The following is a 21,675-nucleotide window of genomic DNA, read 5'->3' on the forward strand; positions in this document are numbered from 1 at the left end:
TTCGAATCCCCCCCGCGATGTGCTCAAGCACATCGCTAGGCGCCACCAAACAAAAAAGCCCGCTTGCGCGGGCTTTCGGCTGGCTGGGGTGGCTTGGATTGCGTTCGGTGCGCGCTCAATCGTAGGCTAACGCTCGCTGCGCGAGCGAGGGATTCGCCCACGTGCCGCGGGCCCGGTTTCGCTTGCAAGCGAAACCTTTCGAATCCCCCCCGCGATGTGCTCAAGCACATCGCTAGGTGCCACCAAATAAAAAAGCCCGCTTGCGCGGGCTTTCGGCTGGCTGGGGTGGCTTGGATTGCGTTCGGTGCGCGCTCAATCGTAGGCTAACGCTCGCTGCGCGAGCGAGGGATTCGCCCACGTGCCGCGGGCCCGGTTTCGCTTGCAAGCGAAACCTTTCGAATCCCCCCCGCGATGTGCTCAAGCACATCGCTAGGTGCCGCCAAACAAAAAAGCCCGCTTGCGCGGGCTTTTTTATTTGGCGTCCCCTGGGGGATTCGAACCCCCGTACTCACCGTGAAAGGGTGATGTCCTAGGCCTCTAGACGAAGGGGACAAAACGGTCACAACTACAACATTCCTCGAATCAGCTCTTCCGCCAATTCACCCCACATTTCCATGTGGGTCGCTGGTGGAGGTAAGCGGGATCGAACCGCTGACCTCTTGCATGCCATGCAAGCGCTCTCCCAGCTGAGCTATACCCCCTGCGAAAGGAAAAGTCCCAAACTACAGACTATCCAACCTCAAGGTAGCCTGACCGGTCAGATCAGACTACTTACTACCTGGCGTCCCCTGGGGGATTCGAACCCCCGTACTCACCGTGAAAGGGTGATGTCCTAGGCCTCTAGACGAAGGGGACACTGTACCGCTACATACCTGCGCTGCCTGCTGGGTGACAGCGCAGATATCAAAATCTGGCGTCCCCTGGGGGATTCGAACCCCCGTACTCACCGTGAAAGGGTGATGTCCTAGGCCTCTAGACGAAGGGGACAAGCAGGTACTTCACATTACTTCTTACTTCTACACTTCAAGCTTCGCCTGAAATATCACCGCCAAACATCTGCGGGTCGCTGGTGGAGGTAAGCGGGATCGAACCGCTGACCTCTTGCATGCCATGCAAGCGCTCTCCCAGCTGAGCTATACCCCCGTTGCGAAGAAGCGAGATTATGCAATACCTCTTTTCAAAAGACAACAGCTTTTTGAAAAATAATTTCTTTTTTTCAAAGATATGCCGCCAAGCGTGCCTCTACAGCCTCACGGCCAAACAATTGCAGCACGGCGTCAATGGCCGGCGTCTGCAATTGCCCCGCCACGATCAGGCGCAACGGCATCGCCAGCTGTGGCATCTTGATGCCGTGCGCAGCCAGCACTTCCTTGATCATCGGCGCAATCGCTTCCTTGCTCCACTCCACCGTCGCCACGCGCTGGGCAAAGTCAGCCAGCGCCGGCTTGATCGCCTCGGTAATGTGCTGCGCCACCAGGGCCGCATCCGGGGCCGGCTGGCGATAGAACATCAGCGCCGCAGCCGCAATCTCGTTGACGGTATTGGCACGATCCTTCAGCAGAGCAATCACGGCCGCCAGATCAGGCGCACCTTCGAATACCGCACCCTGTGCCTGCAGCAACGGGCGGACCAGATCCGCCAGGCGAGCGTTGTCGGCCAGCTTGATGTAATGGTTGTTGAGCCAGTTCAGCTTTTCCGGATTGAATTGCGCCGGCGCCTTGGTCAGGTGATCCAGGTCGAACCATTCGCAGAACTGCTGCATCGAGAAAATCTCGTCGTCACCATGGCTCCAGCCCAGGCGCGCCAGATAGTTCAGCATGGCCTCAGGCAGATATCCCTGGGCCGGGTAATCCATCACGCTCACCGCACCGTGGCGCTTGGACAGCTTTTCGCCATCCGCCCCCAGGATCATCGGCACGTGGCCATACTCGGGCAGCGTGCCGCCGAGGGCCTTCAGGATATTGATCTGGCGCGGCGTATTGTTCACATGGTCGTCGCCACGGATGACGTGGGTGATCTTCATGTCCCAGTCATCCACCACAACACAGAAGTTGTAGGTCGGCGTGCCGTCCGGACGGGCGATCACCAGGTCGTCCAGCTCACGGTTGGAGATGGTGATGGGACCCTTGACCACATCATTCCAGCTGACTTCCCCGTCTTGCGGATTCTTGAAACGCACCACCGGCTTGCGCCCTTCCGGGATGGCCGGCAAGGTCTTGCCCGGTTCCGGACGCCAGGTGCCGTCGTAGCGCGGCTTCTCGCCGGCCGCACGCTGGCGCTCGCGCATGGCTTCCACTTCTTCCGGGGTGCAGTAGCAGTAGTAGGCCGTACCCTGCTCCAGCATCTGGCCGATCACTTCGCGATAGCGATCCATGCGCTTCATCTGGTAGAACGGACCTTCGTCATGCTCCAGCCCCAGCCACTGCATGCCCTCGATGATGGCCTGCACCGCTTCCGGGGTGGAACGCTCGACGTCGGTATCTTCGATGCGCAGCACGAAAGTGCCGCCGAAGCGACGGGCATAGGCCCAGGAGAACAGCGCCGTGCGGGCACCGCCCAGGTGCAGGTAGCCGGTGGGGCTGGGAGCGAAACGGGTACGAACTTGAGTGGCAGTCATGATAGCGAGTAAAAATCAGGCCGGTCCTGGAATGCCAGGGCCGGCCATCGGTCAAGCAAAGGAATTCGGAAAGGCGTCATTTTAACGCCTTTGCAGGGCGGCACGCCATGCCGGCGGGCCGCCCCGGGGCGCACATCAGTCGTTCTGCACCACGATGCTGGGGAACTTGCTGGTCATGTCGCGCGCCTTCTCGGCCACCTTCACGGCCACCTTGCGGGCGATGGCCTTGTAGATCTCGGCGACCTTGCCGTCCGGATCGGCCACCACGGTGGGCTTGCCGGAATCGGTCTGCTGGCGGATTTCCATGGTCAGCGGCAAGGCCCCCAGGAAGTCCACGCCGAAGTCCGCACACATCTTCTCGCCACCGCCCACGCCGAAAATGGGCTCGGCATGGCCGCAGTTGGAACAAACGTGCATGCTCATGTTTTCCACGATGCCCAGGATGGGGATGCCGACCTTCTCGAACATGCGCAAACCCTTGCGGGCATCCAGCAGAGCGATGTCCTGCGGGGTGGTGACGATGACCGCACCGGTGACCGGCACCTTCTGCGACAAGGTCAGCTGCACATCGCCAGTGCCCGGCGGCATGTCGACGATCAAGTAATCCAGGTCGCGCCAGTTGGTCTGGTCCAGCAATTGCTGCAGGGCTTGCGTGACGATGGGGCCGCGCCAGACCATGGGCTCGTCCGGATCGATCATGAAACCGATGGACGAGACCTGCAGGCCGTGGTTTTCCAGCGGCTCCATGGTCTTGCCATCCTTGGTCTCGGGCTGGCCGGAGATGCCCATCATCATGGGCTGCGAAGGACCATAGATATCGGCATCCAGGATACCCACGCGCGCGCCCTCGGCCGACAGCGCCAGCGCCAGGTTGACCGCCGTGGTGGATTTGCCCACCCCGCCCTTGCCCGACGCCACGGCGATGATGTTCTTGACGTTGCTCTTGAGCTTGATGCCGCGCTGCACCGCGTGCGCCACGATCTTGAAGTAGACGTTGGCCTCGACTGCGGTCACGCCCGGCAGCTTGCCCAGCGCCTCTTCGACCAGCTGGCGGATAGGTGCAATCTGGCTGGCCGCCGGATAGCCCAGCTCCACATCCAGCAGCACGCGGCCAGCCTCGACGCGGATGTTGCGGGCTTCCTTGCCACGGATCATGTCCTTGCCGGTATTGGGGTCGATCACCTGCAACAGGGCCGCCTTGATCTCTTCCACGGTAATGCTCATTGGTTCTCCTTGCTCAGAACCCGCAAGTCTAAACCAATCGCGCCAGGGCCGCCCTGTGCGGCAATCAAACCACCCTTGCACAAAGCTTCACTTTGATTGCAATGGAGCAACTACTGCGCCCAAGGCCCTGTGGCTGATAGAATGCCCCTCTTTCATGGCAGTTTTCTTGCAGCTTTCTTGCTTTTTCGGCGCGCACGCGCCTTAACCTACTTGCATCGTCCGTATCGCCAATGAGCACTTCCGCACCTCGCCAACTCTTCGTCACGACCGCACTCCCCTACGCCAACGGCGCTTTCCACATCGGCCACATCATGGAATACATCCAGGCCGATATCTGGGTCCGGTTCCAGCGAATGCAGGGCAATGAGGTGCACTTCGTCGGTGCCGACGACGCCCACGGCGCGCCCATCATGATCGCCGCCGAAAAGGCCAACATCACGCCGCAGCAGTTCGTGGCCAACATCGCCGCCGGTCGCAAGCAGTACCTGGATGGCTTCCACATCGCCTTCGACAACTGGAGCTCCACCGACAGCCCCGAGAACCACGAACTGTCCCAGGAGATCTACCGCGCCCTGCGCGACGAGGCCAAGCTCATCTCCACCAAGACCATCGACCAGTTCTACGATCCGGTGAAGAACATGTTCCTGCCTGACCGCTACATCAAGGGCGAATGCCCCAAGTGCGGCACCAAGGACCAGTACGGCGACTCCTGCGAGAACTGCAGCGCGGTCTATTCCCCGACCGACCTGAAGAATCCTTACTCGACCCTCTCGGGCGCAACCCCGCTGATGAAGTCGTCTGAACATTTCTTCTTCAAGCTCTCGGATCCGAAATGCGTGGCCTTCCTGCGCGAATGGGCGCTGGACAGCAACCGCCTGCAACCGGAAGTGGCCAACAAGGCCCGCGAGTGGCTGGACGGCGAAGACGGCCTGGGCGACTGGGACATCAGCCGCGACGCGCCCTACTTCGGCATCGAGATCCCGGACGCACCGGGCAAGTACTTCTACGTCTGGCTGGACGCGCCCATTGGCTACCTGGCCTCGCTGAAGAATTACTTCGTCAAGACCGGGCGCGACTTCGACGCCTTCATGGCCGATGACAAGACCGAGCAGTATCACTTCATCGGCAAGGACATCACCTACTTCCACACCCTGTTCTGGCCCGCCATGCTCAAGTTCGCCGGCCGCAAGACGCCGACCAACGTGTTCGCGCACGGCTTCATCACGGTCAGCGGCGAGAAGATGTCCAAGTCGCGCGGCACCGGCATCTCGCCGCTGCGCTACCTCGATATCGGCATGAACCCGGAATGGCTGCGCTACTACATCGCCGCCAAGCTCAACGCCAAGGTGGAAGACGTGGACTTCAACCCGGACGACTTCGTCGCCCGCGTCAACGCCGACCTGATCGGCAAGTATGTCAACATCGCCAGCCGCGCTGCCGGTTTCATCGCCAAGCGCTTCGAAGGCCGCGTGACCACCCGGTGGGCCACTGCTGACGATGCCTTCCTGGCCAAGCTGCGCGGCGTGGCTGAAGAGATCCGCAGCCTCTACGAGCAGCGCGAATACGGCAAGGCCCTGCGCCTGGTGATGGAGCAAGCTGACGCCATCAACGCCTACGTGGACGCCAACAAGCCCTGGGAACTGGCCAAGGACAGCAGCAAGGATGCGCAATTGCATGAAGTCTGCAGCCGCCTGCTGGAAGCCTTCCGCATCCTGACCGTCTACCTCAAGCCGGTGCTGCCGCAACTGGCCGCCCAGGTGGAAGCCTTCCTGCAGGTCCAGCCCTTCCAGTGGAGCGATGTGGCCGTGCCGCTGGCCGATGGCCACGTCATCAATGCCTATTCGCACCTGATGCAGCGCGTCGATCCCAAGATGCTGGATGCCCTGTTCGAAGCGCCGGAAGCGCCTGCAGCCGCACCCGCAGCAGCGGAAAGCGCCATCGAAGAGCTGGCGCCGGAAATCTCCATCGATGACTTCGCCAAGGTCGACCTGCGCATCGCCAAGATCGTCAACTGCGAAGCGGTGGAAGGCTCCACCAAGCTGCTGCGCCTGACCCTGGATGCCGGTGAAGGCCGCACCCGCAATGTCTTCTCGGGCATCGCCTCGGCCTACAAGCCGGAAGAACTGGTCGGCAAGCTGACCGTGATGGTGGCCAACCTGGCGCCGCGCAAGATGAAGTTCGGTGTCTCCGAGGGCATGGTGCTGGCCGCCTCCGCCAAGGACGAGAAAGCCAATCCGGGCATCTACGTGCTCAACCCCTGGCCGGGTGCCGAGCCGGGCATGCGCGTGCGCTGAGGCATTCGCCGCCGATTGCCTGTGCAGGAGGAAAGAACGTCATGAACCTGGTGATACGTGAAGCCACCTCGGAAGATGCCAGTCTGATCGCCGAACTGACCCGTCACAGCTGGGCCAACAAGGTTGCGCCCAGTTCCTCGGGTCACCGCGAGGCCCCCGACCATGTGCAGGAAGACCTGCAGCATGGCGGTGCCTTCATCCTGCTCAGTGGCGAGACGCCCGCCGGTTCGGTGCGCTGGCTGCCTCTGGACACCGAAAGCGATGTCTGGGAAATCCGCCGCATGGGCATCGCCCCGGCGTTCCGGGGCGAACGCCTGTCCCAGCACCTGATGGAAGCCCTGATCCATCGTGCCCAGTCAGCCGATGTGCGCGAATTGCGGCTGGCGGTACGCACCGATCAGGTGCAGCTGGTGGACCTGTATGCCGCCTTCGGCTTCGAGATCGCGCCGGAACTGGAATACACCCGCGCCAATCCGCAGGAAGCCCCGCCCATCGTGATGCGGCGCGTGATGCGGCACTGATGTTTCTCCTCCTGTGATCCCTCTTGAAAGCGACGCCTGGTGCGTCGCTTTTCTTTTGCCTCCCCGCCACCTCGGCAAATTGGAACGTTTGTTCATCAAGCGGTAACAATCGCTCGCTACCATCGTGAAAACGTTGTCAGGAGGCCAAGCCCGCCTGGCCTGCCGGGGGGCAGTCCAAGGGCATGCGCCATCAGTTCACATTCACAGGTAAGCACAATAACAATGGCCCAAGGGGATAGACAGGAAACTGCCTACATGGCGGTGCGCGTAGCGCGGCTCTACTACTTCCAGAACATGACCACCGCCGCGATTGCCGACGAAATCGGGACTTCGCGCGCGACCGTCTCGCGCCTGCTGTCCTTCGCACTGGAGCGCGGACTGGTGGAAATCCGCGTGCACGACCCGCAGCAGGTCTCCGGCAGCCTGGAAGCGGCCATCGCCCATCACTATCGCCTGCGGTCGATCCAGGTAGTGCCCGTGGCGGCGGCAGCCACCGACAAGGAAACCCTGCAGCGGGTCACCTGCCACGCTGCTGCCTACGTCAACTCCCTGGTCACGCCGGGCACCGTCATCGGCCTGGCCTGGGGCACGACCGTGGCACAGATCGCCGACCAGTTGCTGCCACGCCATGTGCATGACGTGGACGTGGTCGCCTTGAATGGCTCCGGCAGCGGTGCCAGCTTCATCAACAGCTTCAGCGAATCCATCGTCTCGCGCTTTGCCCAGAACTATGGTGCACGCGCCCATCACCTGCCGGTGCCGGCGTTCTTCGACTATCCCGAAACGCGCACGGCTTTATGGCGAGAAAAGAGCATCAAGGCCATCCGCGACCTGCAGGAACGCGCCTCCATCCTGCTGTTCTCCATCGGGGCCGAGGCCACCGGCAGCTATATCCATACCGCCGGCTATCTGGGTGAAGAAGAACGCCAGATCCTGCGCGACGAAGGCCTGGTCGGCGACATCGCCACGGTCTTCTTCCGTGCCGATGGTTCCTGGCGCGATGTGGCCTTCAATGCCCGCAACAGCGGCCCGGACATGGAATGCTTTGCGCGCGCCGCGCATTCGCTGTGCGTGGTCTCCGGCACCGGCAAGCTGCCGGGCCTCAAAGCCGCATTGCGCGGCGGCTTCATCAACGAACTGATCATCGACGAACCGAGCGCGCGCCTGCTGGTGGAGCAGATCCGCAGCGGCGCGGCGGCGTGATCGCATCTCCACGAGGAAACCAGCATGGCAGCCATCTCCTTGCAGGGCGTCTGCAAGCACTGGGGTCAAGCCCAGGCGGTGAGCAACATCGATTTTGAGGTCAAGTCGGGGCAGTTCACCGTCCTGCTGGGGCCTTCGGGCTGCGGCAAGTCGACCACCCTGCGCCTGATCGCAGGACTGGACAAACCCACTTCCGGCAGCATCCACATTGGCGGCCGCGATGTCACGCAACTGCCCCCGGCCCAGCGCAAGATTTCCATGGTGTTCCAGTCGTATGCGCTGTTCCCGCACCTGAGCGTGCGCGACAACATTCTCTTCGGCGTGCGCGTGCGCAAGGAGCCGCGTGCAGGCCATGCGTCACGCCTGCAGCGCGTGGCTGACATTCTCGGCCTGTCGCACCTGCTGGAGCGCCGCCCGGCGCAGCTCTCCGGCGGCCAGCAGCAGCGCGTAGCGCTGGGCCGCGCCATCATTGCCGATGCGCCGGTGTGCCTGATGGATGAACCGCTCTCCAACCTCGATGCGCAGCTGCGCCAGGAAATGCGCCGTGAGATCCGCGCCCTGCAGCAGCAACTGAACATGACCATGGTCTACGTCACCCACGACCAGACCGAAGCCATGAGCATGGCGGACCAGGTGATCCTGCTGCGCGAAGGCCGCATCGAACAGGACGCGGCTCCCGCCGATCTCTACGCCCAGCCGGCCACGGCCTTTGCCGCCCGCTTCATCGGCACGCCGCCGATGAACCTGCTGCCCCTGCAAGCGCATGCGCAAGGCCTGGCCATTGCCGGTAGCGACGTGGTGCTGCACGAGCTCGGCCAGATATCCCTGCAACTCGGGCTGCGCCCTGAACACATCCGCCTGGCAGCGGCCAGCGAGGCCACTGCGTCCGCCCAGGTGGAAACGGTCGAATACTTCGGTGCCGACACCATCATCGCCGCGCGCATCGGCAACGCCTCGCTGCTGGTGCGCGCGCCCGGACAACACCGGTTCAACGCGGGCGAAACGGTTCACCTGGCCTGGGATGCCCGCGACCAGTATTTCTTCGAACAGGAGAGCGGCCTGCGCCGGTCCTGACCCGTAAAACGATGTCCGCAGCAAGCCAACCCATCCACCTCATGGAGATGCATCATGCGTAGAACCTTCCTCAAGTCCCTGGCCGCCCTGGCTGTCTCAGCCGCTTTCTGTGCGCCGGTGCTGGCCGCCAATCCGGTCGAGATCAGCTTTTATTACCCGGTCGCCGTGGGCGGTGCGGTCACCAAGACCATCGACAGCATGGTGGCCGATTTCGAGAAGGCCAACCCCGACATCAAGGTCAAGGCCATCTATGCCGGCACCTACCAGGAAAGCATCGTCAAGGCACTGACCGCCTTCAAGGGCGGCACCCCGCCGACCCTGGCCGTGCTGCTCTCGACCGATCTCTTCACCCTGATCGACGAGAACGCCATCGTCCCCATCGACAGCCTGGCCAGCAGCGCCGAAGACAAGAAGTGGATCGACGGCTTCTACAAGGGCTTCATGGAAAACAGCCAGACCGAAGGCAAGACCTGGGGCATTCCCTTCCAGCGCTCGACCATCGTGATGTACTACAACAAGAACCTGTTCAAGGAAGCCGGCCTGAACCCCGACAAGGCCCCGGCCAACTGGAATGAGATGGTGGAAGCCGCCAAGAAGCTGACCAAGCGCGATGCCGCCGGCAACGTCAGCCAGTGGGGTGTGAAGATTCCTTCCACCGGCTTCGGCTACTGGATGTTCCAGGCCATGACCGCTTCCAATGACACGATCCTCATGAACAGCGCCGGCACCAAGACCTACTTCGACAAGCCGGGCGCCGTGCAAGCCCTGCAGCACTGGGTCGACCTGACCACAAAAGACAAGGTGATGCCGGCCGGTTCCATCGAATGGGGCACCACGCCCAAGGACTTCCTGGAGCAGAAGGCTGCCATGGTCTGGACCACCACCGGCAACCTGACCAACATCCGCACCAACGCCAGCTTCCCCTTCGGCGTGGCCATGCTGCCCGGCATCAAGCATCCGGGCAGTCCCACCGGCGGCGGCAATTTCTACGTCTTCAACAAGACTTCGCCGGCCGAGCAGCAGGCTGCCATGAAGTTCATCCGCTTCGCCACCGAACCGGCGCGCGCGGCGCAGTGGTCCATTGCCACCGGCTATGTGGCCCCGCGCCAGGATGCCTGGGATACCCCGGAAATGAAGAAATATTTGCAGGACGTCCCGGCCGCCGACGTGGCGCGCGAGCAGATGAAGTATGGCGTGGCTGAACTGTCCACCCACGACAACCAGCGCGTAACCAAGGCCCTGAACGACAACCTGCAGGCAGCGCTGTCCGGCACCAAGACAGCGGAGGTCGCCCTGAAGGATGCCCAGCGCGAAGCCGAGCGCATCCTGCGCGCCTACGGCCGCTAAGCGCGGTCCGTTGCACAAGGCCTGCCGATGAAACGCCTGCCCTCCTCCGTGCTGCCCTGGCTGCTGCTGTCACCGGCCATGGTGCTGCTGATCGCCTTCACGCACTATCCGGCGCTGGCCACGCTCTGGCACAGCTTCTTCTCCACGCCCAAGGGAGGCCGCCCGTCGGTCTTCGTCGGGCTGGAGAATTACCGGCTGATGGCGGAGGATCCGGTGTTCTGGCAGGCCCTGTGCAACAACCTCTGGTTCGCCCTCGGCACCATTCCGCTGGCCATCGCCCTGGCCATCCTGATGGCGTTGTGGGTCAACGAGAAACTGGCCGGGCGCGGCATACTGCGCCTGGCCTATTTCACCCCGACGGTGCTGCCGATGATCGCGGTGGCCAATATCTGGCTGTTCTTCTATACCCCGCAATACGGCTTGCTGGAACAGATCACCGGTGCGCTGGGCCTGCCCTCGCACAACTGGCTGGGCAATCCGCAAACGGTGCTGGGTGCGCTGATGGTGGTGGCAGTGTGGAAGGAAGCGGGATTCTTCATGATCTTCTACCTGGCCGCCCTGCAACAGATCTCGCCGGTGCTGGCCGAAGCCGCTGCACTCGAAGGGGCATCGCGCTGGCAATACTTCTGGCGCGTGCAGTTCCCGCTGCTCATGCCCACCACGCTGTTCGTGCTGATCAATGCGCTCATCAATGCCTTCCGCCTGGTGGACCATATCGTGGTGATGACCAAGGGCGGGCCGGACAATGCCAGCTCCCTGCTGCTGTACTACATCTATGAAGTTGGCTTCGCTTTCTGGGATTCTTCCTACGCTGCAGCCCTGACAGTAGTGCTGCTGGCCCTGCTGGGACTGATTGCGCTGGTGAAGTTTCGTGTACTTGACCGCAGGACCCACTATCAATGATCGCGCCTACCTCACCCTTCGCTGAGCGCCATCGCGCGCTGGAAACCGTCTCTGCCTGGGTGCTGGCGCTGCTGTGGCTGCTGCCGCTGCTGTATGCGCTGTGGACGGCCTTCCATCCGGCCGCCTACGCCACCCGCTTCGTGCCGGATGCACCGCTGACGCTGCAGAATTTTGCCAACGCCTGGCATGCCGCGCCGTTTCCGCGCTACTTCCTCAACACCTTCCTGCTGGTGACGATGATCCTGGCGGCGCAGCTGGTGCTGGCCACGCTGGCGGCCTATGCATTTGCCCGCTTCACGTTTCGGGACAGCAATGTGATGTTCATGCTGGTGCTGCTGCAACTGATGGTGATGCCCGACATCCTGATCGTGGAAAACTACCAGACCATGAATCTGCTGGGCCTGCGCGACACCATCCTCTCGATTGGCCTGCCCTACTTCGCCTCGGCGTTCGGTATCTTCCTGCTGCGCCAGACCTTCAAGACGGTGCCGCGCGAGCTGGATGAAGCGGCAACCGTGGAAGGCGCCTCGGCCTGGCAGATCCTGATGCAGGTCTATGTGCCGCTGGCCAAGCCGATCTATATCGCCTTCGGGCTGGTCTCGGTCAGTACCCACTGGAACAACTTCCTGTGGCCGCTGATCGTGACCAATTCGGTGGAATCGCGCCCGCTGACGGTGGGGCTGCAGGTGTTCTCCTCCACCGACCAGGGGGTGGACTGGTCCATCATCACGGCGGCCACGCTGATGACTTCTGCGCCTTTGCTGCTGGCGTTCCTGCTGTTCCAGCGGCAGTTCGTGCAGTCGTTCATGCGGGCGGGGATACGCTGAATCCGCAAGGGTTCAGTGGCCAGAGATTTCCGAAATCGAGGTGCGCACAACCTGCTTGGTCGTGATGTCGAAATGCACGTTGAAGAGCCGGTCCTCGTGCACGTAGTGATACTTCCAGTCCCACACTTCCTCATTCTTGCGGGTGAACTGCACCACGCTGCGCGGCCGGCCGAATTCGCGGCGGATCTGCTCGGTACTCATGCCGGGACGAATAGTGTCGAAATGTTCCTGCGTCAGCACCTGCGTGTAATCGATCAAGGTGCCGGAAGCACCGATACGGAACATCCAGGTCCGGATGCCTTCCGGTCCCTTGGGGTATTCCAGGGTCCTGGCCCCGCCCCCGTCTTCCCAGACGGTATCGGGCTGGCCCATCACGCCGCGCACGTCGGCTTCGCTGGAAACACCCTTTTGCAGCTTGTCCAAACCGAACTCCTCGATGGGATTGCCGTTGCGGTCGCAGCCAAACATGGCCAAAGCAGCCAGCAAAGCGCCGAAATGACCGGCGTGGCGACGCAGGCGGGTGAAGATGGGTTCACGCATAGGTAATTGATTATCCCTGATGAAGACAAGGTAAAATACGGCTTCTGTGTAACATTTGGCCTGAAAATATCATGCTCTTCGGAAAAAAGACCACCTACGTATCTGAAATCACCCAGTTCATCGACGAACTGAAGACGAAGAACCCGAAGCTGGAAGAGTCCCAACGCGCCGGCCGCGCCCTGCTGTGGGACAAGGAACCGCTGGACCTGGACAAGTCCGCCCGTGACAAGGCTTCGCGCGTGGCCCAGCAGCCCTACGTCTACCAGAGCCACTAAGCTGTTCGCATGACGGTTCAAGCAGGTGGCCTGGACCCCGCCGGCCAGCCCGGCGCGGAACCCAGCGCCGACGCCATCGACATCACCCCCGCAGGCCAGCAGGACACCACGCCCGACGTGATCGACGGCGTGGCATTGGCACGCCTCTACGGCGAACCGCTGTTCCAGCTGCCCAATGACCTCTACATCCCGCCGGATGCGCTGGAAGTCTTCTTGGAAGCCTTCCAGGGCCCGCTGGACCTGCTGCTGTACCTGATTCGCAAGCAGAACTTCAACATCCTCGACATCCCGCTGGCGCAAGTCACCGCGCAATACCTGGAATACGTCGAGCAGATCCGCAAGCAGAACCTGGAACTGGCCGCCGAGTACCTGCTGATGGCCGCCATGCTCATCGAGATCAAGTCGCGCATGCTGCTGCCGGCCAAGAAGGCCGAGCCCGGCGAGGAGCCGGAAGATCCGCGCGCCGAGCTGGTGCGCCGCCTGCTGGAATATGAACAGATCAAGCTGGCCGCCCAGGAGCTGGACCAGCTGCCGCAAGTCGGCCGCGACTACGTGCGCACCCAGGTCCACATCGAGCAGACCGTGGTCACGCGCTGGCCCGAGGTCGACATCGACGACCTCAAGGCGGTCTGGGCCGATATCCTCAAGCGCGCCAAGCTGACCCAGCATCACCACATCAGCCGCGAAGAACTGTCGGTGCGCGAGCACATGACGGGCATCTTGCGGCGTTTGCAGTCGGCGCGTTTCGTCGAGTTCTCGGACCTCTTCGATCCCTCGCGCGGGGTGCCGGTGGTGGTGGTCAACTTCATCGCCCTGCTCGAACTGGCCAAGGAAACGCTCATCGAAATCACCCAGGCCGAAGCCTTCGCGCCCATCTATGTCAGACTGTCGTACTCGCCCAGCTGAGCGAGCGCAGCCGACCGGCAACCGGGGCCGGGCTGCGCAGGCTTGAGCGACAAGCCACGCGACGGTCCGCCCGCAACCAGAGAATCCGCATGAAAATCATTTCCTCCATCGAAGAACTCCGCGACCACCTGCGCGGCCAGTTGCGCACCGCATTCGTGGCGACCATGGGCAACCTGCACGAAGGCCATCTGTCCCTGATGCGCCTGGCGCGCACCCACGGCGACCCGGTGGTGGCCTCGATCTTCGTGAACCGCCTGCAGTTCGGCCCCAACGAGGACTTCGACAAATATCCCCGCACCTTCCAGGCCGACGTCGAGAAGCTCGAAAAGGAAGGCGTCTACGTCCTCTTCGCCCCCACCGAAAAGGATATGTACCCGGAACCGCAGGAATACCGCGTGCAGCCGCCCAATGACCTGGGCAACATCCTGGAAGGTGAATTCCGTCCCGGCTTCTTCACCGGGGTCTCCACCGTGGTGATGAAATTGTTTTCCTGCGTGCAGCCGCGCGTCGCCGTCTTCGGCAAGAAGGATTACCAGCAGTTGATGATCGTGCGCAACATGGCGCGCCAGTTCGCCCTGCCGACCGAAATCGTGGGCGCCGAAACCTACCGCGCCGACGACGGCCTGGCCCTGTCCTCGCGCAACGGCTACCTGTCGGCCGAAGAACGCGCCGAAGCGCCGCTGCTCTACCAGGTGCTCAACGACGTCGCCAACGAAGTGCGCGGCGGCCAGCACAACGTCGCCCTGGTCGAGCAACTGGCCATGGAACGCCTGGCCGGCCGTGGCTGGAAGCCGGACTACGTGGCCGTGCGCAAGCGCATCGACTTGCAGCCGCCTTCAGCAGCCGACATGGAACAAGGCGCGCCGCTGGTCGTGCTGTCTGCCGCCAAGCTGGGTGCCACGCGCCTGATCGACAACCTGGAAATCTGATCCATGCGTGCGCTGGCGGCCTGGCTGCTGTCCCTCACCGGATTGCTGGCGGCCGGCGCGGCTCACGCCAGCATCACCGTCCAGGATGACCTGGGCCAGAACGTCACCCTGCTCCAACCGGCGCGGCGCATCGTCAGCCTGGCGCCGCATGTCACCGAACTGCTGTACGCCGCTGGCGCCGGCGCGCAGATCGTCGGTGCCAGCAATCACAGCGACTATCCCCCGCAAGCTGCCCGCCTGCCCAACCTGGGCGGCTACAACGCGCTCGACCTGGAGCGCATCGCCAGCCTCAAACCCGATCTGGTCGTGGCCTGGCACAGCGGCAACAAACCCCTGCAACTGGCGCGCCTGCGCAGCCTGGGCATTCCCGTCTTCGAGAGCCAGCCGGCCGATTTCGGCATGATCGCTACTTCGCTGGAACGACTGGGCCAGCTGGCCGGTTCCGAGGCCACCGCCCAAGCGGCGGCGGCCGCCTTCCGTGCGCGCTGGCAGCAGCTCGAAGCGCAATATCGCGGCCGTACGCCGGTGAGCGTGTTCTATCAGATCTGGAGCCAGCCGCTGATGACGCTCAACGGCCAGCACATGGTGTCATCGGTGCTGCGCCTGTGCGGCGGACGCAATATCTTCGCCGACCTGCCGCAACTGGCGCCTACGGTCAGTGTGGAAGCGGTACTGGCAGCAGATCCTCAAGTGATTCTCACGGCAGGCGATGCGCGCGACCAGCCGCTGGAGCGCTGGAAGGCCTTTCCCCGCCTGCGAGCCGTGCGCGACGGGCAGCTCCATACCGTCAATGCGGATTGGCTGAACCGCGCCGGGCCACGGGTGCTGGAGGCGGCGCAGGAAGTGTGCGGGAAGCTGGATCAGGCACGGCAAGCAACAAGCGCTCAATAAAAACATCCCTCACGAGGAGGGATGTGCGGCTTCAGACTGAAGGTATTCAGAAGCGATATTTCAGGCCCAGGCTGAACAGATTGACGTCAGCATGGGAATTGCCGCCCAGGCTCTGATAGCGGGTATAACCGCCATTGAGGCTGACACTTTTGGTCACATCATACTCATAGCCCAGCCCCAACAGATAGCCGGCTCCCGATTCGCTTGCACGGGTATGGCTGACCGATGACGTGTAGCCATCATTGAATTCATATGACCCGTTCTCAGTCAGCGTTGCCAGGGTAAGCCCGCCCTTGAGATACACGCCTGGCAATCCACCGGTGAATTTATAGGTCGCCAGCAGATCGAAGCCCTTCACACCGCCGCTGGAAAAATCCCGGGAAAATCGGTCGCGATATTCCAGCGTTGCATCCCCGATCCGGAAATAACCAGCCTCCACCGAAAAATTGGGATTGAACTGATATCCGACGCCCAGTCGTACCAGGCCGGCATCATTGTTCTCGCGGACATCACGGTCGCGTTCGATATCGGTATCGTAAGTGGCGGCCCCGCCTTCCAAGCCCACATAGAATCCCCGCTCGGCCTTGACCGCCTGCGCCGATGCAGCGGTAGCCACCAGCAGCATCGTCCCGGACACCAGCAATTTGATTTTGCTCATCATTACCCCGACAAAGTAAGTGCATGTTTGACAGATCCGCAACGGCACCAGACCGGCGCGGAGATTGCCATCCGATCCAGAAAGAGGAACCGGAAAGCCGGCGCGATATTAATGAGCAACAAGGCTGTCATGGCTGTCTGACACCAAAGTTCAACTGCTTTGTCGACGGAGTTCGATGTCACTCCAAAAGCTTTTCGGGAATGGAAGAAAGTTTGGCGCTCCCCTTGATGGGATCATCAGGGAAAGCCTGCTCGACCAGCAGCGAGAAGACAAATCGTCAGTGGATCGCGCGAACGAAAAAAATCCCTCCACCAGGGAGGGATTTCAAGACCCGCAAAACTGCAGGTAAAGCTTAGAACTTGTACTTCACGCCAGCCGAGTACAGATTCATCTTGTTGTCGCTTTCGCCACCCAGCTTTTCGAAGCGGGTGTAGCCAACGTTGATGCCAACGTTCTTCGCCACGGCGAACTCATAGCCCAGGCCGTACAGGTAACCGGTACCGGTTTGCGAGAAGGAGCTCGTGCCGGACGGCTGGCTCAGTTCCAGGGAAACCTTGGAGCGGGTCGCACCCGCCTTCAGGTACAGGCCCGGCACGAATTCGGTGAACTTGTAGATCACGGACAGATCGGCGCCCTTGACGTCAGCCTTGACGTTGTAACGCACGGTACCGGTGCGGTTGGTACCGTCTTGCTTGAAGTCGTCGGTGGCGAAGTAACCCAGTTCGATCGCGAAGTTCTTGTTGATCTGATAACCAACCAGGGCGCGCAGGGCACCGGTTTCGTTGGTTTCGGAGGTCTTCACGCCGTTGGTCGGGGTAGCGATGCTGCTGATGGAGGCGACGCCGCCTTCCAGGCCGATGTACACGCCGCTGTCAACGGTCTGCGCTGCCACCGAACCGGCGGCCATCATTGCTGCGATTGCTGTAACTGCTGCTGCGATATTCTTGTTCATTCTTGATCTTCCCAAATAATTGTGAAAACTTTGTCAGGGCATTACCCGGCGGCAATTATATCGAGGGATGAGAACTTGTAAATCTTGGTAAAGTACCTTTAAGTAACTTTCTGAGTTTTTTTGCCGAAATACAACATATCAGCAGATGAGAATACGAAGCTTCCTTCAAACCTTGCGCTTCTCCTGCTCACCCTGGCTCGCCACGAAGACCACCCCGTCCGGGCTCGTGACCGGGAAGAAGCGGCATCCATATGCCGCCTCCAGCGCTGCAGGCTGCAGGATGGCTTCCGCAGGGCCGCCGTGCGCGGTGCTGCCGTCGAGCAGCAGGATATGCGAGGCAAAGCGCCGCGCCAGATTGATATCGTGACAACTGGCTACCACGGCCCTGCCCTCCTGCGCCCATTCCTGCAGCAATTGCATTACCTGCAATTGGGCCGCGATATCCTGATGCGAGGTCGGCTCATCGAGCAGACAGAGCGCGGGAGCCTGCACCAGCAAGGTCGCCAGCGCCACGCGCTGGCGCTCCCCGCCGGACAGCCGCAACAGATCCTGCCCCGCCAGGCCGGACAGGCCGACCTGTTCGAGGGCGGACAAGGCCAGCGCGCTGTCCTTGTCCGGCCCGCCCCAGCCATCGCCATGGGCAAAGCGGCCCGCCATGACGGCATCCAGCACCGGCAGCGAAAACGCATCCTGTTGATGTTGCAACAGCAGGCCGCGCTGCAAGGCCAGTTGCGACGGCGAAAAGGACGACAGCGCCCTTCCCTGCAGCAGAACCTCGCCAGCATGCGCCGCCTGCAAGCCGGCCAGTACATGCAGCAGGCTGCTTTTGCCGACCCCGTTGCGCCCCAGCACGCACCAGAATTCACCCGCGCGCACCTGCCAGTCCAGCGCCTGCAGCAGGAAACGCTCACCCGCGCACACCGCCAGCTGGCGGGTCTGCAGAACGGGCACTGAAGAATGCGTCATATTCGTCATGGGCGGCTCCGCGCCAGCAGCCACAGGAACATTGGCACGCCCACCAGTGCCGTGATCACTCCCACCGGCAATTGCACCGGTGCGACCACGGTACGCGCCAGCAGATCCGCCAGCGTCAGCATGGCCCCGCCGCCCAGGACACAGGCCGGCAGCAGCAGGCGCTGGTCATTGCCGACCAGCAGGCGCAAGCCATGCGGCACCACCAGTCCGACGAAGCCGATGGTCCCCGCCATCGCCACGGCAACGGCCGTGCAGGCCGCCGCTACGCACAGAAGCATCACCCGCAGGCGCATCACCGGCACGCCCAGCAACTGCGCAAAGGCATCGCCGCGTGCCAGCAGATTGAGCGAGGGCGCATGACGCCAGCTCCACAGCAATGCCAGCAGCAACACCGGTGCCATCAACGGCAGCAGGCGCGCATCGTCGAGGTCGCCGATCAGCCAGAACACCATGCCGCGCAACTGCGCATCCGGCGCAATCGACAGCGCCAGCGAAATCAGCGCACCGAAACCCGCTGCCAGCATCACACCCGTCAGCAACAAGCGCTGGCTGGACAACAAGGGAGACACCGCCAGATGCCGCAGCGAGGGACGCACCAGCCCGAACAGCAGCAGCATCGCCAGCCCCGCGCCCAGCAAGGCGCCGGGCGCGGTGACGGCCTGCACCGGCCAGCCCAGCCGCAGGGCTGCCAGCATGGCCAGCAAGGCCCCGGCTGCCGAACCGCCCGACAAGCCCAATACATAGGGATCGGCCAGCGGATTGCGCAACAGTACCTGCATCAGCGCTCCCGACAGGGCCAGCGCGCCGCCCACGGCAAAGGCGGTCAGCGCGCGTGGCACGCGCAGCGACAGCAGCATCGCCACCTGGTCGGCGGAGGCCGAAGGACGCAAACAGCCGGTGCTGCCACACAGCACCGCCGCCGACAAGGCCAGCAGGGACAGCAGCAGCAAGGCGCACAGCACGGGCAGATAACGTCGCATCGGGGCCAGGATCAGCTCAGCATCAGAAGTCGTAGCGGGCGGTGAATTTCAGGGCCCGTCCGTCCTCCGGATAGATGCCCGAGACCGCCCCGCCACTGCAGTCATACGCCTGCGAGTAATACTTGCGATCAGCCAGATTGGTCCCGGTGACGGCAAATTCCCAGGCGCTGACACGCACCGCATACCGCGCATCGAAGGTAGTGAACGAAGGCATGCGCGCGCAGGTGTTGGCGAAGTCGTTGCCCATGCGCTGGCGGTCCACCCAGCGTGCACCGACGTCGGCGCTTTGCTGTCCGGACTTCCAGTTCAGGCGGGTCGACAGCGTATTGGCCGGCACCAGCGCCAGTTGCTTGCCACTGTTGTCGCCTTCCTCGAAACGCGCATTGATGTGCTGGTAGGTGGCACTCCAGCCCAGGGTCTCGGTCAGCTGCACACGGCCTTCCAGTTCCACGCCCTGATGGCGGGTCGGGGCCAGGTTGCTGTTGGCCCCGAAGCCACCGTTGGCGGTCGGGTCGTAATACAGCTCGTCGCGCACGCGATGGCGGAACCAGCGCAGCGTCACCTGGCGCGCCGTATGGCCCAGGGTCGCGCCCAGTTCCAGGTCATGCGAGACCTGCGGTTTCAGGACCGCGCCGCTGGGCAAGGCCGTGAAGCCGTTCTCGTCGGCAGTCGCCAGGCGATAGCTCTGGCCGGTCTTGACGAAGCCGCGCAGCAGCGGCAGCGGCGCATAGCTGGCTTGCAGATCCCAGGCATTGACGGCGCTGGTGCGGCCATAGGCGCCGGAATCGCTCTGCTGTGTGAACTGCTCGCGGCGCACGCCGGCAGCCACGCGGGCGTTGCGGTCGAACTCGATTTCATCGCGCAGGTACAGCGCCTTCGAACGCTGGGAGGCATCGCTGTTGCCATAGCTGGCATTGGTGGCCGAACTCCATTCGGCCAGGTCCACACCGGCAATGGCTTCGTTCTTCCACAGGCCGCTGTCGAGCACGTGACGCAGGCGCGGCGAGAACTGGGTGGTCCGGATGTTGGCTTGCGCGGTGGAGCCGCTGCTGACATAGGTGGAGCGCGAAATCTTCTCCCGATGCGACAGCTCGGCCGCCACGTCGAAGGCACCGAAGCGGCGCTCCAGGAAGGCGGTGATGCTGTCATTGTCATAGGAGCCATGATCCAGCGGCTTGCTGGTCTGGCGCGCATTGGCGTCATATTGCGCCTGGCTCAGGCTGCCCGGCAGGCCGAAATCGGCGCGCGACAAGTTGGCGCGCAGGCCGAAGCGCCAGTCGCTGGCGAACCACTGCACCGTGGTACTGAAATTTTCCTGATTGGACTTGCTGTTGTCGCGCCAGTTGTCGGCATGCGACTTGGCATAGCTGGCGTCGATGGACATGTTGTCCCAGCCGCGCGAAACCGCTGCCCGGCCGGCGCGCTGACCGTTGCTGCCGACTTCGCCGATCACGGTTCCGCGCACGGTATTGGCCTGCGGGCGGCGCGTGATGATCTGGATGGTGCCGCCGGTAGCGCCGCTGCCATACAGCACGCTGCTGCCGCCGCGCACGATCTCGATGCGCTCGATGGTCTCGATGGGGATCGCCGACAGCAGCGGCGTGGCCAGTTCATTCTCGGAAATGCGCACGCCATCGACCAGCACCACCATGTTCTGGTCGCCATTGGTGCCGAAGCCGCGCAGGTCCAGCGGGAAGTCGCGCGGGCCGGACAGGCTCTGGCGCCCATAGACGCCGCCCAGCTTGCGGATGGCTTCGTTGGCGTTGTCGATGCCGGCTTCGCGGATCTGCTCGGCGGTGATGACGGTGGCAGCGACCGGCGGGAATGCCGGATCATTGGGGAAGCGCGAGGCCGAGACCACTACCGCCGACAGCGGCTGGCTGGTATCGGCGGCGTGGGTCGAGGCAGCGAAAGCCGAAAGAATCAGCGCACTGGCAGTGCGCAGGGCAATACGGGGGCGAGGACCGCCACAGCGGGCCTGGAAATAAGCGATATGCATGAAAAATCAGGTAAAGAATCTGTGCAGCCAGCCTCCCCGCGGGCCGCAATCAACGGAAAACCGCACCAATACTGGCTGTGCGGGCTCCTCCTGTTCTGGCCGGTCTCCGGACTGCAGGCATGACCATCGGCCTTCCCATGTGGCGAAGTGAACGTTCGCGCAAAAACACAGTGGCGTGGAAGAGGTCTCGCCGGCGAGACGCGACGCATCGTCACATCGTCGCCGGCACCTGGTTACCGTTGCGGGGGCAGTACACCTTGGCTGACCGCCCTGCTGGCTGCAGGCGGCCTGGCCCGTGTTTCCCGTTTAACTGCCGGCGAGGACACGCCGGCGGGCACCAAAACCGCGCCATTGTAGGCGTGCAGCGTACACGCCACAAGCCGCAGCACCCAGGTGATGTAAATCAGCACAAGCGGGACAGCCGCAATTGCTTTCAGGAAAAAGCCGGATAAAATCCATCCTCAGCAGTGATATATAGAAAAAATTCGATTTTTCTATCAAAAAACATTTGAATCGCGGTTCTTGCCAATTTTTTGTGGTGGAGCCGAAAAATTGAAACA

At 62.5% G+C, this 21,675-nt stretch carries 19 protein-coding genes, 5 tRNA genes and 1 riboswitch; of the genes, 11 read left to right on the forward strand and 13 right to left on the reverse strand.

Features of this window, described 5'->3' with window-relative positions:
* Positions 1-476 precede the first annotated feature (476 nt).
* The 7 genes from E2K99_RS15825 to apbC all read right to left on the reverse strand — a co-directional run bounded on the left by E2K99_RS15825 (position 477) and on the right by apbC (position 3,841).
* Positions 477-552: transfer RNA gene (locus E2K99_RS15825), tRNA-Glu, on the reverse strand.
* 73 nt (positions 553-625) lie between these two features.
* Positions 626-701 (reverse strand) — tRNA-Ala (locus tag E2K99_RS15830).
* 78 nt (positions 702-779) lie between these two features.
* Positions 780-855, reverse strand: a tRNA-Glu gene (locus E2K99_RS15835).
* A gap of 56 nt (positions 856-911) precedes the next feature.
* Positions 912-987: transfer RNA gene (locus tag E2K99_RS15840), tRNA-Glu, on the reverse strand.
* Between the two features lie 80 nt (positions 988-1,067).
* Positions 1,068-1,143 (reverse strand) — tRNA-Ala (locus tag E2K99_RS15845).
* Positions 1,144-1,216: 73 nt separating this feature from the next.
* Positions 1,217-2,617: a glutamate--tRNA ligase gene (gene gltX, locus E2K99_RS15850; RefSeq protein ID WP_134222834.1), complete on the reverse strand. Its 1,401-nt coding sequence runs from the start codon at positions 2,615-2,617 to the stop codon at positions 1,217-1,219.
* A 135-nt stretch (positions 2,618-2,752) separates the two neighbouring features.
* On the reverse strand, positions 2,753-3,841 hold the full coding sequence (gene apbC / locus E2K99_RS15855) for an iron-sulfur cluster carrier protein ApbC (protein WP_134136079.1): 1,089 nt from the start codon (positions 3,839-3,841) through the stop codon (positions 2,753-2,755).
* 230 nt (positions 3,842-4,071) lie between these two features.
* Here apbC and metG point away from each other — a divergent pair, with 230 nt between their 5' ends.
* From metG to E2K99_RS15890, 7 genes are all read left to right on the forward strand, one after another.
* The gene (gene metG, locus E2K99_RS15860) at positions 4,072-6,135 is read left to right on the forward strand and encodes a methionine--tRNA ligase (RefSeq protein ID WP_134222835.1); all 2,064 of its coding nucleotides are present in this window, start codon (positions 4,072-4,074) and stop codon (positions 6,133-6,135) included.
* A gap of 41 nt (positions 6,136-6,176) precedes the next feature.
* The gene (locus E2K99_RS15865; protein WP_039784909.1) at positions 6,177-6,656 is read left to right on the forward strand and encodes a GNAT family N-acetyltransferase; all 480 of its coding nucleotides are present in this window, start codon (positions 6,177-6,179) and stop codon (positions 6,654-6,656) included.
* Positions 6,657-6,878: 222 nt separating this feature from the next.
* Positions 6,879-7,859, forward strand: a complete 981-nt coding sequence (locus tag E2K99_RS15870; RefSeq protein ID WP_039784908.1) for a sugar-binding transcriptional regulator — start codon at positions 6,879-6,881, stop codon at positions 7,857-7,859.
* Between the two features lie 24 nt (positions 7,860-7,883).
* Positions 7,884-8,933, forward strand: a complete 1,050-nt coding sequence (locus E2K99_RS15875; protein WP_134222836.1) for an ABC transporter ATP-binding protein — start codon at positions 7,884-7,886, stop codon at positions 8,931-8,933.
* Between the two features lie 54 nt (positions 8,934-8,987).
* Positions 8,988-10,280 (forward strand): ABC transporter substrate-binding protein, encoded by a 1,293-nt coding sequence (locus tag E2K99_RS15880; RefSeq protein ID WP_134222837.1) that lies wholly within the window; start codon positions 8,988-8,990, stop codon positions 10,278-10,280.
* Positions 10,281-10,307: 27 nt separating this feature from the next.
* A complete protein-coding gene (locus E2K99_RS15885) occupies positions 10,308-11,183 on the forward strand; it encodes a carbohydrate ABC transporter permease (protein WP_134222838.1) in 876 nt (291 codons plus the stop codon).
* Complete coding sequence (locus tag E2K99_RS15890; protein ID WP_134222839.1) at positions 11,180-12,010, forward strand: carbohydrate ABC transporter permease; 831 nt, start codon at positions 11,180-11,182, stop codon at positions 12,008-12,010. The genes E2K99_RS15885 and E2K99_RS15890 overlap by 4 nt, the downstream gene beginning before the upstream one ends.
* Positions 12,011-12,022: 12 nt before the next feature.
* On the opposite strand, the gene E2K99_RS15895 is transcribed toward E2K99_RS15890, so the two are convergent.
* Positions 12,023-12,550, reverse strand: a complete 528-nt coding sequence (locus E2K99_RS15895; RefSeq protein ID WP_134222840.1) for an outer membrane protein assembly factor BamE domain-containing protein — start codon at positions 12,548-12,550, stop codon at positions 12,023-12,025.
* Between the two features lie 71 nt (positions 12,551-12,621).
* On the opposite strand from E2K99_RS15895, the gene E2K99_RS15900 reads away from it, so the two are divergent.
* The 4 genes from E2K99_RS15900 to E2K99_RS15915 all read left to right on the forward strand — a co-directional run bounded on the left by E2K99_RS15900 (position 12,622) and on the right by E2K99_RS15915 (position 15,551).
* The gene (locus E2K99_RS15900; RefSeq protein WP_034337181.1) at positions 12,622-12,825 is read left to right on the forward strand and encodes a DUF3460 family protein; all 204 of its coding nucleotides are present in this window, start codon (positions 12,622-12,624) and stop codon (positions 12,823-12,825) included.
* 9 nt (positions 12,826-12,834) lie between these two features.
* A complete protein-coding gene (locus E2K99_RS15905; RefSeq protein WP_134222841.1) occupies positions 12,835-13,731 on the forward strand; it encodes a segregation and condensation protein A in 897 nt (298 codons plus the stop codon).
* An 89-nt stretch (positions 13,732-13,820) separates the two neighbouring features.
* A complete protein-coding gene (gene panC, locus E2K99_RS15910) occupies positions 13,821-14,660 on the forward strand; it encodes a pantoate--beta-alanine ligase (protein WP_134222842.1) in 840 nt (279 codons plus the stop codon).
* A 3-nt stretch (positions 14,661-14,663) separates the two neighbouring features.
* Positions 14,664-15,551, forward strand: coding sequence for a cobalamin-binding protein (locus tag E2K99_RS15915; protein ID WP_134222843.1), 888 nt, complete (start codon positions 14,664-14,666; stop codon positions 15,549-15,551).
* A 46-nt stretch (positions 15,552-15,597) separates the two neighbouring features.
* Here the strand turns inward: E2K99_RS15915 and E2K99_RS15920 are convergent, their stop codons facing one another.
* From E2K99_RS15920 to E2K99_RS15940, 5 genes are all read right to left on the reverse strand, one after another.
* Positions 15,598-16,209 (reverse strand): porin family protein, encoded by a 612-nt coding sequence (locus E2K99_RS15920; RefSeq protein ID WP_134222844.1) that lies wholly within the window; start codon positions 16,207-16,209, stop codon positions 15,598-15,600.
* Positions 16,210-16,561: 352 nt separating this feature from the next.
* Positions 16,562-17,161 carry an outer membrane protein gene (locus E2K99_RS15925; protein WP_134222845.1) on the reverse strand — a complete coding sequence of 200 codons (600 nt, stop codon included), beginning with the start codon at positions 17,159-17,161 and terminating at the stop codon, positions 16,562-16,564.
* A 165-nt stretch (positions 17,162-17,326) separates the two neighbouring features.
* Positions 17,327-18,127, reverse strand: a complete 801-nt coding sequence (locus tag E2K99_RS15930) for an ABC transporter ATP-binding protein (RefSeq protein WP_134224128.1) — start codon at positions 18,125-18,127, stop codon at positions 17,327-17,329.
* A gap of 5 nt (positions 18,128-18,132) precedes the next feature.
* Positions 18,133-19,116 carry a FecCD family ABC transporter permease gene (locus tag E2K99_RS15935; RefSeq protein WP_205703685.1) on the reverse strand — a complete coding sequence of 328 codons (984 nt, stop codon included), beginning with the start codon at positions 19,114-19,116 and terminating at the stop codon, positions 18,133-18,135.
* A gap of 22 nt (positions 19,117-19,138) precedes the next feature.
* A complete protein-coding gene (locus tag E2K99_RS15940) occupies positions 19,139-21,115 on the reverse strand; it encodes a TonB-dependent receptor family protein (protein ID WP_134222846.1) in 1,977 nt (658 codons plus the stop codon).
* An 80-nt stretch (positions 21,116-21,195) separates the two neighbouring features.
* Positions 21,196-21,472: riboswitch (cobalamin riboswitch) on the reverse strand.
* Between the last annotated feature and the right edge of the window lie 203 nt (positions 21,473-21,675).

The sequence above is a fragment of the Herbaspirillum huttiense genome (assembly GCF_004367745.1).
GTDB classification, from domain to species: domain Bacteria; phylum Pseudomonadota; class Gammaproteobacteria; order Burkholderiales; family Burkholderiaceae_D; genus Herbaspirillum; species Herbaspirillum huttiense.

Excerpts from the sequence above, each read along its gene's own strand:
- gltX (WP_134222834.1), bottom strand. The coding sequence starts at position 2,617 with ATGACTGCCACTCAAGTTCGTACCCGTTTCGCTCCCAGCCCCACCGGC.
- apbC (WP_134136079.1), bottom strand. The coding sequence starts at position 3,841 with ATGAGCATTACCGTGGAAGAGATCAAGGCGGCCCTGTTGCAGGTGATC.
- metG (WP_134222835.1), top strand. The coding sequence starts at position 4,072 with ATGAGCACTTCCGCACCTCGCCAACTCTTCGTCACGACCGCACTCCCC.
- E2K99_RS15865 (WP_039784909.1), top strand. The coding sequence starts at position 6,177 with ATGAACCTGGTGATACGTGAAGCCACCTCGGAAGATGCCAGTCTGATC.
- E2K99_RS15870 (WP_039784908.1), top strand. The coding sequence starts at position 6,879 with ATGGCCCAAGGGGATAGACAGGAAACTGCCTACATGGCGGTGCGCGTA.
- E2K99_RS15875 (WP_134222836.1), top strand. The coding sequence starts at position 7,884 with ATGGCAGCCATCTCCTTGCAGGGCGTCTGCAAGCACTGGGGTCAAGCC.
- E2K99_RS15880 (WP_134222837.1), top strand. The coding sequence starts at position 8,988 with ATGCGTAGAACCTTCCTCAAGTCCCTGGCCGCCCTGGCTGTCTCAGCC.
- E2K99_RS15885 (WP_134222838.1), top strand. The coding sequence starts at position 10,308 with ATGAAACGCCTGCCCTCCTCCGTGCTGCCCTGGCTGCTGCTGTCACCG.
- E2K99_RS15890 (WP_134222839.1), top strand. The coding sequence starts at position 11,180 with ATGATCGCGCCTACCTCACCCTTCGCTGAGCGCCATCGCGCGCTGGAA.
- E2K99_RS15895 (WP_134222840.1), bottom strand. The coding sequence starts at position 12,550 with ATGCGTGAACCCATCTTCACCCGCCTGCGTCGCCACGCCGGTCATTTC.
- E2K99_RS15900 (WP_034337181.1), top strand. The coding sequence starts at position 12,622 with ATGCTCTTCGGAAAAAAGACCACCTACGTATCTGAAATCACCCAGTTC.
- E2K99_RS15905 (WP_134222841.1), top strand. The coding sequence starts at position 12,835 with ATGACGGTTCAAGCAGGTGGCCTGGACCCCGCCGGCCAGCCCGGCGCG.
- panC (WP_134222842.1), top strand. The coding sequence starts at position 13,821 with ATGAAAATCATTTCCTCCATCGAAGAACTCCGCGACCACCTGCGCGGC.
- E2K99_RS15915 (WP_134222843.1), top strand. The coding sequence starts at position 14,664 with ATGCGTGCGCTGGCGGCCTGGCTGCTGTCCCTCACCGGATTGCTGGCG.
- E2K99_RS15920 (WP_134222844.1), bottom strand. The coding sequence starts at position 16,209 with ATGAGCAAAATCAAATTGCTGGTGTCCGGGACGATGCTGCTGGTGGCT.
- E2K99_RS15925 (WP_134222845.1), bottom strand. The coding sequence starts at position 17,161 with ATGAACAAGAATATCGCAGCAGCAGTTACAGCAATCGCAGCAATGATG.
- E2K99_RS15930 (WP_134224128.1), bottom strand. The coding sequence starts at position 18,127 with ATGACGCATTCTTCAGTGCCCGTTCTGCAGACCCGCCAGCTGGCGGTG.
- E2K99_RS15935 (WP_205703685.1), bottom strand. The coding sequence starts at position 19,116 with ATGCGACGTTATCTGCCCGTGCTGTGCGCCTTGCTGCTGCTGTCCCTG.
- E2K99_RS15940 (WP_134222846.1), bottom strand. The coding sequence starts at position 21,115 with ATGCATATCGCTTATTTCCAGGCCCGCTGTGGCGGTCCTCGCCCCCGT.